The following is a 13,467-nucleotide window of genomic DNA, read 5'->3' as shown; positions in this document are numbered from 1 at the left end:
CGCCAATGCATTTATCCTGCATATCTTTAACGGCCGCTCCACTGCCGACTTGAACCCAAAAGGCCCGTGATCTCTTGACCAGTCCTGTCCTGCAAACCGTTGCCCTCGCCTGTGAGCGAGACCTTCGGCTGCTCTTCGAAAATCTCGAATTGAGACTGGCCAGTGGCGAAATGTTGCAAATCAGCGGCCCCAACGGCAGTGGTAAAACCAGCCTTTTACGTCTGCTTTGCGGTCTGATGCAGCCGACTGCCGGTCAGGTGCTGCTCAACGGCCAGCCATTGAACGAGCAACGCTTTGAGCTGGCGCGCAACCTGCTGTGGATCGGTCATGCCGCCGGGATCAAGGATCTGCTGACGCCGGAAGAGAATTTGAGCTGGCTCTGCGCCTTGCATCAACCGGCCTCCCATGAGGCGATCTGGCAAGCGCTGACGGCCGTCGGACTGCGCGGTTTCGAGGATGTTCCTTGCCACACGTTGTCTGCCGGGCAGCAACGCCGGGTCGCGTTAGCGCGGCTGTACCTGGAAAGTCCGCCGCTATGGATCCTCGATGAGCCATTCACCGCGCTCGACAAACAAGGCGTGGCGCAACTCGAAGAACACCTGGCCGCACACTGCGAGCGCGGTGGCATGGTGGTCTTGACCACTCACCACACGCTGACCCGGATGCCGGCCGGCTATCGCGACATTGATCTGGGGAACTGGGCCGTATGAGTGTTTTCGGCTTGTTGGTCGCCCGTGAAGCCCGATTGTTGTTCCGCCGTCCTGCGGAACTGGCCAATCCGCTCGTATTCTTCGCGATCGTCGTTTCCCTGTTCCCGTTGGCGGTCGGACCCGAGTCTCAATTGTTGCAAACCTTGTCTCCGGGACTGGTCTGGGTAGCGGCCCTTTTATCGGTCTTGCTCTCGCTGGACGGGCTTTTCCGCAGTGATTTCGAAGACGGATCGCTTGAACAGTGGGTCCTTTCGTCGCACCCCCTGCCTCTTCTGGTTTTGGCCAAGGTACTGGCACACTGGTCCTTCTCTGGCCTGGCACTGGTTTTGCTCGCTCCATTACTGGCATTGATGCTCGGTTTGCCAACCGCCTGTCTGCCGGTGTTGCTGCTTTCTTTGTTGCTGGGTACACCGGTGCTGAGCCTGCTCGGTGCGGTGGGCGCAGCCCTGACGGTGGGATTGAAGCGCGGTGGCCTGTTGCTGGCGCTGCTGATTCTGCCGTTGTACATCCCGGTGTTGATTCTTGGTAGTGGCGCCTTGCAGGCGGCATTGCAGGGAATGCCGGCGACCGGTTATCTCTTGTGGCTTGGTAGCCTGACCGCCCTGGCGATAACCCTGACACCTTTTGCAATAGCTGCTGGCCTGAAGATCAGCGTCGGCGAATAATGAGGTCTGGTCAAAATTTGATCAGCAAAGACCCTGGCTCTTCATAGCGAAGAGCAACCGTGATGGAAACAGTAATGAACTGGACTTGGTTTCATAAGCTCGGCTCGCCCAAATGGTTTTACGGCATCAGTGGCAAACTGCTGCCGTGGCTGAGCGTCGCGGCGTTGCTGCTGATCAGCGTTGGTGTAGTGTGGGGCCTGGCCTTCGCGCCGCCGGACTACCAGCAAGGCAACAGCTTTCGCATCATTTATATCCACGTTCCGGCCGCCATGCTGGCCCAGTCCATCTACGTGATGCTGGCGGTGTGCGGCATCGTCGGGCTGGTGTGGAAGATGAAGCTGGCCGACGTCGCCCTGCAATGCGCGGCGCCCATCGGCGCGTGGATGACCGCCGTGGCGCTGGTCACCGGCGCGATCTGGGGCAAACCGACCTGGGGCTCGTGGTGGGTCTGGGATGCACGACTTACGTCCATGCTTATTCTGCTGTTTCTGTACTTCGGTCTTATTGCGCTGGGCAATGCGATCAGCAATCGTGACAGTGCCGCCAAGGCCTGCGCGGTCTTGGCGATTGTCGGCGTGATCAACATCCCGATCATCAAATACTCGGTGGAGTGGTGGAACACCCTGCACCAGGGCGCAACGTTCACCCTCACTGAAAAACCGGCGATGCCCGCCGAGATGTGGCTGCCACTGCTGCTGACGGTGCTGGGTTTCTACTGTTTCTTCGGCGCGGTGTTGCTGCTGCGCATGCGCCTTGAAGTGCTCAAGCGCGAAGCCCGCGCCAGTTGGGTCAAGGCCGAAGTGCAGAACAGTCTGGAGGCCGCTCGATGAGTTTTGCTTCATTCGGCGACTTCCTCGCCATGGGCCATCATGCCCTGTATGTCTGGTCAGCCTATGGCATCTGCCTGGCGGTGCTGGCCCTCAACGTGGCGGCGCCGATCCTGGCCCGCAAGCGGTATCTGCAACAAGAGGCGCGTCGTCTGCGCCGGGAGAACGGCAAGTGAATCCGCTGCGCAAAAAGCGTCTTATCATCATTCTCGCGATTCTGGTCGGTGTCGGCGCTGCTGTCGGCCTGGCCCTGAGCGCCCTGCAGCAGAACATCAATCTGTTTTACACCCCGACCCAGATCGCCAACGGCGAAGCCCCGCAAGACACGCGCATCCGCGCTGGCGGCATGGTCGAGAAGGGTTCGCTGCAACGTTCCGGTGATTCGCTGGACGTGAAATTCATCGTCACCGACTTCAATAAATCCGTGACCATCACTTATCGCGGCATTCTTCCGGACCTGTTCCGCGAAGGGCAGGGCATCGTTGCCCTGGGCAAGATCAACGCCGACGGCGTGGTGGTGGCCGACGAAGTGCTGGCCAAGCACGACGAGAAGTACATGCCGCCGGAAGTGACCAAGGCTTTGAAAGACAGCGGTCAATCTGCTCCAACGCCCGCGAAGGAGGGTTGATCGATGACGTCCGGACTCTTTATTCCTGAACTCGGCCATTTGGCCATGATTCTGGCGCTGTGTTTCGCGCTGGTCCAGGCCGTGGTGCCGTTGCTCGGTGCCTGGCGCGGTGACCGCTTGTGGATGAGCCTCGCCCAACCGGCCGCCTGGGGGCAATTTGCGTTTCTGCTGTTCGCCTTCGGTTGCCTGACTTACGCCTTCATGGCCGACGATTTCTCTGTCGCCTACGTCGCCAGCAACTCCAACAGCGCATTGCCGTGGTACTACAAGTTCAGCGCGGTATGGGGCGCTCACGAAGGGTCGTTGCTGCTCTGGGCGTTGATCCTCGGCGGCTGGACCTTCGCGGTTTCGGTGTTCTCCCGACAATTGCCGCAAGTGATGCTGGCTCGCGTTCTGGCAGTGATGGGCATGATCAGCACGGGTTTCCTGCTGTTCCTGATCCTCACCTCGAACCCTTTCGCCCGGATCCTGCCGCAGATTCCTGCGGACGGTCGTGATCTCAACCCACTGCTGCAAGACATCGGCCTGATCGTTCATCCGCCGATGCTGTACATGGGCTATGTCGGTTTCTCCGTGGCCTTCGCTTTCGCCATCGCTGCACTGCTGGGCGGTCGTCTTGATGCGGCGTGGGCTCGCTGGTCCCGTCCGTGGACCATCGTCGCCTGGGCCTTCCTCGGTATCGGCATCACCCTCGGTTCATGGTGGGCGTACTACGAACTCGGCTGGGGCGGCTGGTGGTTCTGGGATCCGGTGGAAAACGCCTCCTTCATGCCATGGCTGGTGGGTACGGCGCTGATTCACTCCTTGGCGGTCACGGAAAAACGTGGCGTGTTCAAGAGCTGGACCGTGTTGCTGGCCATCGCTGCCTTCTCGTTGAGCTTGCTGGGGACCTTCCTCGTACGTTCCGGCGTGCTGACCTCGGTGCACGCCTTTGCGTCCGACCCTGAACGCGGCGTGTTCATCCTGATCTTCTTGCTGTTCGTGGTCGGTGGTTCGCTGACGCTGTTTGCCCTGCGCGCTCCCGTGGTGAAAAGCCACGTCGGCTTCAACCTCTGGTCCCGGGAAACCCTGCTACTGGGTAACAACCTGGTGCTGGTGGTGGCGGCGTCGATGATTCTGCTCGGCACGTTGTATCCGCTGATTCTCGATGCGATGACCGGCGCCAAGCTGTCGGTCGGCCCGCCGTACTTCAACGCACTGTTCATCCCGTTGATGGCCTTGCTGATGATGGTGATGGCGGTCGGCATGCTGGTGCGCTGGAAAGACACCCCGGTCAAATGGCTGTTGAGCATGCTGACCCCGGTGTTGCTCGGCAGCGCCGCGCTGGCGGTGGTGGCTGGCGTCGCTTACGGCGATTTCAACTGGGCGGTGATTGCGACGTTCATGCTCGCGGCCTGGGTGTTGCTGGCCGGTGTGCGTGACATCTTCGACAAGACTCGCCACAAAGGCCTGATCAAAGGTCTGCCGACCCTCACCCGCAGTTATTGGGGCATGCAGGTCGCTCACCTCGGCATCGCCGTGTGTGCCCTCGGCGTCGTGCTGTCGAGCCAGAACAGTGCCGAGCGCGATTTGCGTCTGGCGCCGGGCGAGTCCATGGACCTGGCCGGTTACCACTTCGTGTTCGAAGGCGCCAAGCACTTCGAAGGTCCGAACTTTACGTCCGACAAGGGCACCGTACGGGTGATCCGCAACGGCAAGGAAGTCAGCGTGCTGCACCCGGAAAAACGCCTCTACACCGTGCAGAACTCGGTGATGACCGAAGCCGGGATCGACGCCGGTTTCACCCGTGACCTCTATGTTGCACTCGGCGAACCGTTGGGCGACGGCGCTTGGGCCGTTCGCGTCCACGTCAAACCGTTCGTGCGCTGGATCTGGTTCGGTGGGCTGCTCACTGGTTTGGGCGGGTTGCTGGCGGCGCTGGATCGCCGTTACCGGGTCAAAGTGAACAGCCGTGTGCGTGAAGCACTGGGCATGACAGGAGCCACGGCATGAGACGTTGGTTGATGCTGTTGCCGTTGGTGATTTTTCTGGTGGTGGCTGTTTTCCTTTACCGCGGGCTCTATCTGGACCCGGCCGAGCTGCCTTCGGCGATGATCAACAAGCCGTTCCCGGAGTTTTCCCTGCCGGCAGTGCAGGGCGACAAGACCCTGACCAAGGCCGACATTCTGGGTAAACCGGCACTGGTCAACGTCTGGGGCACCTGGTGCATTTCCTGCCGGGTCGAGCACCCGGTGCTGAATAAACTGGCCGAGAAGGGCGTGGTGATCTACGGCATCAACTACAAGGACGTCAACGCTGACGCCTTGAAGTGGCTGGTGGAATTCCACAATCCGTACCAGTTGGACATCCGTGACGACGCAGGCACATTGGGTCTGAACCTGGGTGTGTATGGCGCTCCGGAAACCTTCTTCATCGACGCCAAGGGCATCATCCGCGACAAGTTCGTTGGTGTGATCGATGAACAGGTCTGGCGCGAAAAACTGGCGGCCAAATATCAGGCGCTGGTCGATGAGGCCAAGCCATGAAGCGCTGGATAGCTGCCGCAGTATTGGGTTTGAGCATGGCCGGCGTGGCGCACGCGGCCATCGACACGTATGAGTTCGCCAAAGAAGGCGACCGTGAGCGTTTCCGCGAGCTGACCAAAGAGCTGCGCTGCCCCAAGTGCCAGAATCAGGACATTGCCGATTCCAACGCACCGATCGCCGCCGACCTGCGCAAAGAGATTTTCCGCATGCTCGGCGAGGGCAAGGACAACCAGCAGATCATCGACTTCATGGTCGACCGCTACGGTGATTTCGTCCGCTACAAACCCGCTCTGAACGCCAAGACTGCTTTGCTCTGGTTCGGCCCGGCCGGCCTGCTGCTGGGCGGTTTTGTGATCATCGCCGTGATCGTCCGCCGTCGTCGCGTGCAACGCGCTGACACCAAGGATGAGCTCTCTGCCGAGGAGCGTGAGCGCCTCGACCACCTGTTGGATAAAACCAAGAATGATTGATTTCTGGCTCGCTGCAGGTCTGCTACTTCTGGTTGCCCTGAGTTTTCTGTTGATTCCCGTTCTGCGTGGTCGTCGCGCCCAGCTTGAAGAGGATCGTACGGCCCTGAACGTCGCGCTGTATCAGGAGCGTGTGGCCGAGTTGCAGACTCAGCAGGAAGAGGGCGTTCTCGACGCCGCGCAAATGGACACCGGTCGCGCCGAAGCCGCCCGTGAGTTGCTCGCCGACACCGAAGGCGTCGAGGTGCCGCGTGTGTCCCGCCTGGGCAAACCGTGGCCCTTGCTGGCGGCGATTCTGGTGCCGGTGTTGGGTCTTGGCTTGTACCTGCATTTCGGGGCGAGCGACAAGGTCGAACTGACCCTTGAATTCTCCCAGGCGCCGCAGTCGATGGAAGAGATGACCCGTCGCCTGGAGCGTGCAGTCGCGGCTCAGCCGGATTCGGCCGAAGGTTTGTACTTCCTTGGTCGCACGTACATGGCTCAGGATCGCCCTGGCGATGCGGCGAAGATCTTCGAACGCACGGTGAACCTGGCTGGGCGTCAGCCGGAACTGTTGGGTCAATGGGCGCAGGCCCAGTACTTCGCCGACGGCAAGAAGTGGTCGGACAAGGTTCAGGCCCTGACCGACGAAGCACTCAAAGCCGATCCGAAAGAAGTCACCAGCCTTGGGTTGCTCGGTATTGCTGCCTTTGAAAGCCAGCGTTATCAGGACGCCATCGACTACTGGAATCGCCTGCTGGTGCAACTGCCACCGGAGGACAGTTCCCGCGCCGCGCTGCAAGGCGGCATCACTCGGGCCACCGAGAAACTCGAAGCCAGCGGCGGCAAGGTGGCCCAGGCGCCCGCCGCCAAGGTGGCGGCACTGCTCAAGGTGCGCGTGGATCTGGCACCAGAGCTCAAAGCCAAGGTTCAGCCGGGCGACAGCGTATTCATCTTCGCCCGCGCCACCGCAGGGCCTCCTGCGCCATTGGCCGCCAAGCGCCTGACCGTGGCCGACTTGCCGGCGACCGTCGAGCTGGGCGATGCCGACGCAATGATGCCGCAGTTGAAACTGTCGAACTTCCCTGAAGTCCAACTGGTTGCGCGCATCTCCCGCGCCGGCAAACCGACTGCCGGCGAATGGATCGGTCGCAGCCAGCCTCTGGCCAGCAGCACCATTGCGCAGCAAACACTGACCATCGACAGCCCGGACAAATGACAGGAAACACCACTATGACCGCCATCGCTCGTATCACCCTGCTCAGTATGGTTTTGGGGTTAAGTGCTTGTGTGGTCCAACCGCAGCAGCCTGAACGGCTGCCACCGATCCCGCCGTCGCAGCCGCGTCCGACGCCGTCCCCGACACCGACACCGGGCAAGCCGAGCATTCCGGCCAAGCCCGCCAAACCGCTGCCACGCACCTCCGCGAGCTTCGCGCCGCCACCGGGTGGCAACAGCCATTGGGATGCCAAGCTCGGCGTGTACGTACTCGATGATCAGACCAACACCTTCTACCGCCAGCGCACGTACTATCGCTGGGACAACGGCTGGAGCCGGTCGATCAGTCCGAACGGGCCATGGGAAGAGACAGACATCCATGGTGTGCCGGGCGGGTTGGGGCGGCAATTCGGGCAGTAAACAGAAACGGCGATACTTGGATCGCCGTTTTGCTTTTTGGCGTCTGAGAAAGTCGTTTAGAGAATGGCGCGGTATTCGGTCAATGCCTTGCTCGACCGAACCAGACCTTGGCGTAATAGAAGATCAAGATAGCTGCTGACATTCATCGGTGGCATTTTCAGTTGCCTGCGTTGGCGTTGCGCCGCCGCGACCACTGCCGTCGGATCGAGGTTGAAGAGGTTGTCGACGAACTCGTCAGGATGCTGAGCCTCGATACCGAAAGGGCCCAATGCTTCACCGGGGAAGTCTTTCTGATTGAACGTGACGATGACGCTGGCGTTGCAGCGAATGGCGGCTGCCAGCACATGTCGATCATCGATATCTGGCAGTGTCAGCCCTTCGACCAAGTCTTCGTATCCTGTGACACACGCGTCGGGTAAGGCCTGATCCATCAGCTCGGACGTGCGATCCAGTTGCTCGGCGGTTAGATCCGGGCGGTTTTTGAGCAGGTTGCGTTTCCATTCGTTGTGTATCTCCAAGGACCATTTCGCTCTGAAACGCCCGGAGAGCGCGAGCCACATCAGAAAATCTCTCAAGGGCGCGGGGTGCAGAACACATGCGTCATATACAGCGGTAAAAGAGGATTGCCTCACTCGTATCCTGTCCTTAACGCTTGTGCCTGCTCGGCGAGAAGCGTCATTGCTTGCTCGCTGGCAGAGTCGCGCCGGTTTTTATAGTCCATCAAATCGGCAAAGCGCACACGTCGGTGCTTGCCGGTTTTGTGGTAGGACAACTCGCCGGATTCCAGCAGCTTGATCATGTGAGGGCGTGAGACGTTAAGCAGGTCGGCGGCTTCCTGAGTGGTCAACTCAGCGTGAACCGGGACCACTTTGACGGCGTTGCCCGCAGCAAGCTCTGCCAGGATGTCAACTAGAAGTCGGAGGGCCGAAGTGGGCAATTCGACGCAATGAGCTTCATTCTGTTCGTCGAAAATCTGGATGTGCTGAGTTTCGAATTGAGTGGCGAGATAGGCAGCCAGAGCGCGTTGGCCTTCGATAGCAGCCAGAACTTCGCGCTCCATGGGTAGATTGATCGGTGGATGGATGACTGGCGACATGCTGGTTTCCGACATTCTGAAAAAACAATGCTGGAAGGCTATTCGAATCAAACGAAAATCGCAATAAACTAGACGAGTGGGTTTCAGGCCCCCTTTGCCAACACCTCCTGAACATAATCCACAAACGCTCGGGCCTTCGCACTGGCCATCCTGCCCGTAGGAAACACCGCCCAAAGATCCTGATTCGGCAGCGCCCACTCCGTCATAACCTCCCTCACCAAACCACTGGCCAGCTCTGGCGCAAACATCCATTGCGATGCCATGGTCAACCCTTGGTGAGCGAGTACCGCCTCACGTAAACCTTCGGCGGCGTTGACGCGGATTCGGCCGTTGATGATCACTGCCTGTTCTTCCGACGCCTTGCGGAACTGCCAATTGGCACCCCCACCCAAGGTGTAGACGACTGCTTGATGTTTGCTCAGATCGGCAGGGCAGGTGGGGTCGCCATGTTTTTCGAAATAGGCGGGCGTGCCCAACACCACGCGCCGACACTCGGCGATCTTGCGGGCGGTGAGGCCGGAGTCGCTCAAGGCGCCCATGCGCAGGGCGATGTCAACGCCTTCTTCCACCAGATTGACGTTGCGATCGTCCAGCATCAAATCGATGTTCAGGTCCGGGTTCTGATCGAGGAAAGGCCCGAGGTGCGGAACGATGTGCAGCCGGCCGAAGGTCACGGCGGCACAGATGCGCAGGTTGCCGCTCAGGCCGCTGGCGGCACCGCGAGCGGCATTGTCAGCCTCATCGGCTTCTTCGATGGCGCGCTTGGAGCGCTCGAAAAACGCCAGGCCCGCCTCGGTCGGCGTCAGACCTCGGGTCGAACGCAACAGCAGCCTGACCGCAAGGCGCGCTTCCAATTGCGCGATGGCTTTCGAGACGGCGGGCTGGCCGATGTTCAGGCGCCGGGCGGCGGCGGAAAACGAACCGGTTTCCACCACGTAGACGAAGGTTTCCATTGCGCCGAGGCGGTCCATCTCAGGTCCTTGTGCAAGTCTGAATAATGTTGAGATCCCCTCGCGAAAGCGGACTGTCAGCCACAACAGTGTTGGATGTGCCGCCCCTTTCGCGAGCAAGCTCGCTCCCTTAGGGGTTGGTGTTGTTGGTTAAAACGCGGCTTTACCTATCGAGGACCCGCCGTCGACAAACAGAGTTTGCCCGGTGATAAACCCGCTCTGCTCGGACAACAAAAACGCAATCGCCGCAGCGATCTCCTGCGGTTGCCCCAGCCGACCCATCGGCACGCCGGCCAGATACCGCGCCTCACCTTCGCTGCCCGGCGGATTGTTGGCGCGAAACAGTTCGGTTTCAGTCGGCCCCGGGGCCACGGCGTTCACTGTTACGCCGGTTTGCGCCAGTTCCAGCGCCCAGGATCGTGTGAAGCTGATCAGCGCCGCTTTGGCCGCCGCATAGGCGGTGCGCTGCGTAATACCCAGCACAGTCAGGCTGGAAATGTTCACCACCCGACCCCAGGCCTTGGCGCGCATGTTCGGCAGCAGTGCCTGAGTAGCCTGCAACGCCGAATGCAGGTTGACCCGCATTACGTCGTCGAAAGTATCGAGGTCGATTTCGCCCAGCACCTGCGGGCGCACCAGACCGACGTTATTCACCAGCCCGTCGAACTCATAAGTCCTGGCCAGATCCGCCAGCACTTCCTGAGTCAGTGCCCTGTCGCTCAGATCCAGCGGAAACAGGATGCCGGGAAAGCTCAGGTCGGGCGATCGGGCGATTCCGACCACCCGATGACCCGCGCGGTCCAGGTGCTCGGCGACCGCACGGCCGATGCCTTTGCTGGCACCGGTGATGAGAAAGGTACGTCGGGTCATTGCACACTCCTTGAAAGAACATGCCGCGGGTCAGGCGGCATTTGATCGGTTCAGCCGCGAATCGCATCCAGCATCGCGTCAGGCTCAGGACGCTGAGTGTAATCCGGGTTGACCTCGGCGTAACGAACCAGGCTGAGCCAAAGTATTCATTCCTGGGAAGAATGCCGCCGCCCGCAATCACACTCTGTAAAACAACCGAGCGTCGCGTTCCGGATTTTTGTGCTTGAGTAAAGATAACTCTAGGGTTACTTTTGTTTGGGCCTGAGCAAGGAGGCGAGTGGTGCAGAGCAGGCTATTGATCAAGGAGTTGGAGGAGGCCGGCTGGATACTGGATCGGATTGCCGGCAGTCATCACCTCTTCAAACACCGATACAACCCGTACACGATACCCGTCCCTCATCCGAAAAAGGATTTGCCGATCGGGACGGTCAAAAGCATCAGGAGGCGAGCCGGGTTGTATTGCCCGGGAGCCAGTTACGCAGGAGATCCATAATGCAATATCCAATCTGTATCGAGTGGGGCGACGAGAACACCGCCATCGGTATTCAGATCCCCGATATTCCAGGCGCCGTAACGGCCGGGGATACGTTTGAAGACGCCTACAACGCGGCGGTCGAGATTGCCCACATCATGCTTCAGGAGATTGCGGCTGATGGGGAGTCGATTCCCATGCCTACATCTGCTGCCGCCCACCGTGGCAATCCGGACTTTGCCGACATGGGCTGGGGAATGCTGGAGCTGGACATCGCGCCGTACATGGGCAAAACCGAGAAGGTCAATGTGACGCTGCCCGGCTATGTGATCCAGCGTATCGATCGTTATGTGCGTGAGCACAATGTCAAAAGCCGCTCTTCATTTCTGGCAGATGCGGCGATGGAGAAGTTGGTTCGGCACTGAATGGTGTCAGTCACACAGCAATTGCAGATCAACCTCGCTCCCGTAGGAGCGAGCGGTGCGGCGGTCCGACTTGCCCGCGATGCTTTTAAAGCTTTACGCGGTCGCCAACGAACGCTTCTCCGAAACACTCAAAAACCGTAATAACGCCAACAGCGGAAACGCGCTACCCACCATCACGATCCACAACCAGCCGCCGTGTTCATACACAGCACTGGCCACCGAAGAACCAAATGCGCCGCCGATGAAGATGCTGGTCATGTACAGCGCATTCAGGCGACTGCGGCTTTTGGCGTCGAGGGCGTAGACCGCGCGTTGGCCGAGGACCATGTTCATCTGCACGCAGAAGTCGAGCACCACGCCGGTGACGGCGAGGCCGATAACGCTGTAGACCGGATGGATGAACGCGGGCAGGAAGCTCAGGCTGGCGAACAGCAGGGCCAGCAGTGAAGCAATGCGAGTGTGGCCGGCATCGGCCAGTCGACCGGCAATGGGGGCGGCGATGGCGCCAATGGCCCCGACCAGGGCGAAGATCGCGATCTGGGTTTGCGACAAGCCATGATTGCGCACCAGTTCCAGTGGCACGGCGGTCCAGAACAGGCTGAAGGTGGCGAACATGCACCCCTGGTAAAACGCGCGCTGACGCAACACCGGTTGTTGGCGCAACAGGGTCCACAGAGAGCCCAGCAACTGACCATAAGAAGCGCTGTGATCAGGCTGACGCTTGGGAATGGTCAGCGCCAGCACGATGCTGATCGCCGCCATTAACACTGCCGCAATCACAAACATCGCGCGCCAGCCGAAGTGGTCAGCCACCACGCTGGACACCGGTCGCGCCAACAGAATCCCCAGCAGCAAACCGCCCATGATCCCGCCGACCACACGCCCGCGAGACTCTTCCGGTGCCAGATGCGCGGCCAGCGGAATCAGGATTTGCACCGACACCGAACTGAACCCCACCAGCAACGAGATCAGCAAAAACACGTTTGGCTGATCGGTGAACGCAGCGCCTAACAGACTGGCAATTGCCACCACCGTGGTAATGATCATCAAGCGGCGGTTTTCCAGCAGATCGCCCAGCGGCACCAGGAAGAACAGGCCCAACGCGTAACCGATCTGGGTCAGTGAAACGATCAGGCTGGCCATGGTGCTGGTCAGGCCAATGTCCGGCGCGATCAGGCCGATGATCGGTTGGGCGTAGTAAATGTTGGCAACGATGGCGCCGCAGCAGAAGGCAAACAGCAGCACCATGCCTCGGGTCATTGTTGCGGTGCCGTGGGGCACCTGGGTCGCTGGGTTCATAACGGGTCTCGCTGAGCAAAAGAGAATGCGCGCAGGCTAAAGGGCTATCGGAATGGGCAGAAGAGGGTTTGGAGTGATAGCAATCATTCCGTTGCGGAATGAGTGACGGACGTGTGTGATGTCCATCGAGGAGCCTTGCGTCAAAATATCGAGGTCCGATGATACATTCACTTACATCCTGTTCGATAGCGTGCTTATGTTCTCTCCTCACGTTTCATAACCGGAAGGCACTTCCATGAATGCGATGTTTCGTCACTTGGTTCGCGGCGCTTCAGTTGTTACTTTGATCGGCTTGTTCACGGCAGGTCTCGCCCAGGCTGCTGACGCGCCAGGCATGCGCATCGGGGTTCGCGGCGAGATCACCGGGGTCAGCCCCGACGTGCTGAAAGTGCACGTCAATAGTGGTGAAAACGTAGTGATCAACCTGACCAAGGACACCAAAGTCCGCGCCGTCACCCTGGCCAACATCGAAGACATCAAACCCGGAAGTTACATCGGTTCGGCGGCCGTGCCTCAGGAAGACGGCACGCTCAAGGCGCTGGAAGTCCATGTCTTCCCACCGGAACTGGCCGGCAGCGGCGACGGTCATCGGCCGTTTGATTTGGCGAAGGGCAGTAGCATGACAAATGGCAGCGTGGGCGATCTCGTTGTCAGCAATGGCCGGGTTTTGACCGTCAATTACAAGGGCGGGCAACAGAAGATTCTGGTGCCGGAGGATGTGCCGATCGTCAATCTGATGCCGGGGGATCGCAGCCTGCTGAAGGTGGGGGTGAAGATCGTGACGTTTGTGACCCAGAGTGCAGACGGGACGCTCACCGCCCAATCCATCTCGGCCGGCAAGGATGGTGTTACACCGCCGATGTAATGGCTGGTGATAACCCCTGTGGGAGCGGGCTTGCTCGCGAAGGCGGTGTGA

The 13,467-nt window shown here is 59.9% G+C and carries 18 protein-coding genes; 13 read left to right on the top strand and 5 right to left on the bottom strand.

Translation table 11 applies throughout. From position 1 onward, the window contains the following. Window positions 1-74: 74 nt before the first annotated feature. The 10 genes from ccmA (at window position 75) to ACMXYH_RS23940 (ending at window position 7,439) form a co-directional block, all read left to right on the top strand. On the top strand, window positions 75-710 hold the full coding sequence (gene ccmA / locus ACMXYH_RS23985; RefSeq protein WP_007894233.1) for a cytochrome c biogenesis heme-transporting ATPase CcmA: 636 nt from the start codon (window positions 75-77) through the stop codon (window positions 708-710). Continuing rightward, entirely contained in the window at window positions 707-1,375 is a 669-nt protein-coding gene (gene ccmB / locus ACMXYH_RS23980) for a heme exporter protein CcmB (RefSeq protein ID WP_008155797.1), read from the top strand. The genes ccmA and ccmB overlap by 4 nt, the downstream gene beginning before the upstream one ends. Before the next feature lie 74 nt (window positions 1,376-1,449). Next, a complete protein-coding gene (locus ACMXYH_RS23975; RefSeq protein WP_111451896.1) occupies window positions 1,450-2,205 on the top strand; it encodes a heme ABC transporter permease in 756 nt (251 codons plus the stop codon). After that, window positions 2,202-2,378 (top strand): heme exporter protein CcmD, encoded by a 177-nt coding sequence (gene ccmD / locus ACMXYH_RS23970; RefSeq protein WP_008145547.1) that lies wholly within the window; start codon window positions 2,202-2,204, stop codon window positions 2,376-2,378. Before ACMXYH_RS23975 ends, ccmD begins: the two co-directional genes overlap by 4 nt. Next, complete coding sequence (gene ccmE, locus ACMXYH_RS23965) at window positions 2,375-2,830, top strand: cytochrome c maturation protein CcmE (protein ID WP_149629143.1); 456 nt, start codon at window positions 2,375-2,377, stop codon at window positions 2,828-2,830. Before ccmD ends, ccmE begins: the two co-directional genes overlap by 4 nt. A gap of 3 nt (window positions 2,831-2,833) precedes the next feature. Further along, window positions 2,834-4,822, top strand: coding sequence for a heme lyase CcmF/NrfE family subunit (locus tag ACMXYH_RS23960; protein WP_415765163.1), 1,989 nt, complete (start codon window positions 2,834-2,836; stop codon window positions 4,820-4,822). Then, window positions 4,819-5,355 (top strand): DsbE family thiol:disulfide interchange protein, encoded by a 537-nt coding sequence (locus tag ACMXYH_RS23955; RefSeq protein ID WP_123364573.1) that lies wholly within the window; start codon window positions 4,819-4,821, stop codon window positions 5,353-5,355. The genes ACMXYH_RS23960 and ACMXYH_RS23955 overlap by 4 nt, the downstream gene beginning before the upstream one ends. After that, window positions 5,352-5,825 carry a cytochrome c-type biogenesis protein gene (locus tag ACMXYH_RS23950; protein ID WP_129442231.1) on the top strand — a complete coding sequence of 158 codons (474 nt, stop codon included), beginning with the start codon at window positions 5,352-5,354 and terminating at the stop codon, window positions 5,823-5,825. Before ACMXYH_RS23955 ends, ACMXYH_RS23950 begins: the two co-directional genes overlap by 4 nt. Then, window positions 5,818-7,020 (top strand): c-type cytochrome biogenesis protein CcmI, encoded by a 1,203-nt coding sequence (ccmI, locus tag ACMXYH_RS23945; RefSeq protein WP_415765161.1) that lies wholly within the window; start codon window positions 5,818-5,820, stop codon window positions 7,018-7,020. Before ACMXYH_RS23950 ends, ccmI begins: the two co-directional genes overlap by 8 nt. Before the next feature lie 14 nt (window positions 7,021-7,034). Further along, entirely contained in the window at window positions 7,035-7,439 is a 405-nt protein-coding gene (locus ACMXYH_RS23940; protein ID WP_129442235.1) for a hypothetical protein, read from the top strand. Window positions 7,440-7,495: 56 nt separating this feature from the next. On the opposite strand, the gene ACMXYH_RS23935 is transcribed toward ACMXYH_RS23940, so the two are convergent. From ACMXYH_RS23935 to ACMXYH_RS23920, 4 genes are all read right to left on the bottom strand, one after another. Further along, on the bottom strand, window positions 7,496-8,071 hold the full coding sequence (locus ACMXYH_RS23935) for a PIN domain-containing protein (RefSeq protein ID WP_415765160.1): 576 nt from the start codon (window positions 8,069-8,071) through the stop codon (window positions 7,496-7,498). After that, a complete protein-coding gene (locus ACMXYH_RS23930) occupies window positions 8,068-8,535 on the bottom strand; it encodes a helix-turn-helix domain-containing protein (RefSeq protein WP_415767747.1) in 468 nt (155 codons plus the stop codon). The genes ACMXYH_RS23935 and ACMXYH_RS23930 overlap by 4 nt, the downstream gene beginning before the upstream one ends. Window positions 8,536-8,618: 83 nt before the next feature. Further along, window positions 8,619-9,506 carry a LysR family transcriptional regulator gene (locus ACMXYH_RS23925; protein WP_415765159.1) on the bottom strand — a complete coding sequence of 296 codons (888 nt, stop codon included), beginning with the start codon at window positions 9,504-9,506 and terminating at the stop codon, window positions 8,619-8,621. 129 nt (window positions 9,507-9,635) lie between these two features. Then, the gene (locus tag ACMXYH_RS23920; RefSeq protein ID WP_046054308.1) at window positions 9,636-10,355 is read right to left on the bottom strand and encodes an SDR family oxidoreductase; all 720 of its coding nucleotides are present in this window, start codon (window positions 10,353-10,355) and stop codon (window positions 9,636-9,638) included. Between the two features lie 280 nt (window positions 10,356-10,635). Between ACMXYH_RS23920 and ACMXYH_RS23915 the strand changes: the two genes are divergently transcribed. Beyond that, a complete protein-coding gene (locus ACMXYH_RS23915; protein ID WP_129442243.1) occupies window positions 10,636-10,848 on the top strand; it encodes a type II toxin-antitoxin system HicA family toxin in 213 nt (70 codons plus the stop codon). Continuing rightward, a complete protein-coding gene (locus tag ACMXYH_RS23910; RefSeq protein WP_056742059.1) occupies window positions 10,848-11,252 on the top strand; it encodes a type II toxin-antitoxin system HicB family antitoxin in 405 nt (134 codons plus the stop codon). The genes ACMXYH_RS23915 and ACMXYH_RS23910 overlap by 1 nt, the downstream gene beginning before the upstream one ends. A 93-nt stretch (window positions 11,253-11,345) precedes the next feature. Here ACMXYH_RS23910 and ACMXYH_RS23905 read toward each other — a convergent pair whose 3' ends face one another. After that, window positions 11,346-12,551, bottom strand: a complete 1,206-nt coding sequence (locus tag ACMXYH_RS23905; RefSeq protein ID WP_415765158.1) for an MFS transporter — start codon at window positions 12,549-12,551, stop codon at window positions 11,346-11,348. Between the two features lie 235 nt (window positions 12,552-12,786). Here ACMXYH_RS23905 and ACMXYH_RS23900 point away from each other — a divergent pair, with 235 nt between their 5' ends. Continuing rightward, entirely contained in the window at window positions 12,787-13,416 is a 630-nt protein-coding gene (locus ACMXYH_RS23900; protein ID WP_415765157.1) for a hypothetical protein, read from the top strand. Window positions 13,417-13,467 lie beyond the last annotated feature (51 nt).

This window comes from Pseudomonas frigoris, from assembly GCF_047758635.1.
Lineage (GTDB): Bacteria > Pseudomonadota > Gammaproteobacteria > Pseudomonadales > Pseudomonadaceae > Aquipseudomonas > Aquipseudomonas frigoris.
This window is presented reverse-complemented; position numbering and strand designations above follow the sequence as displayed.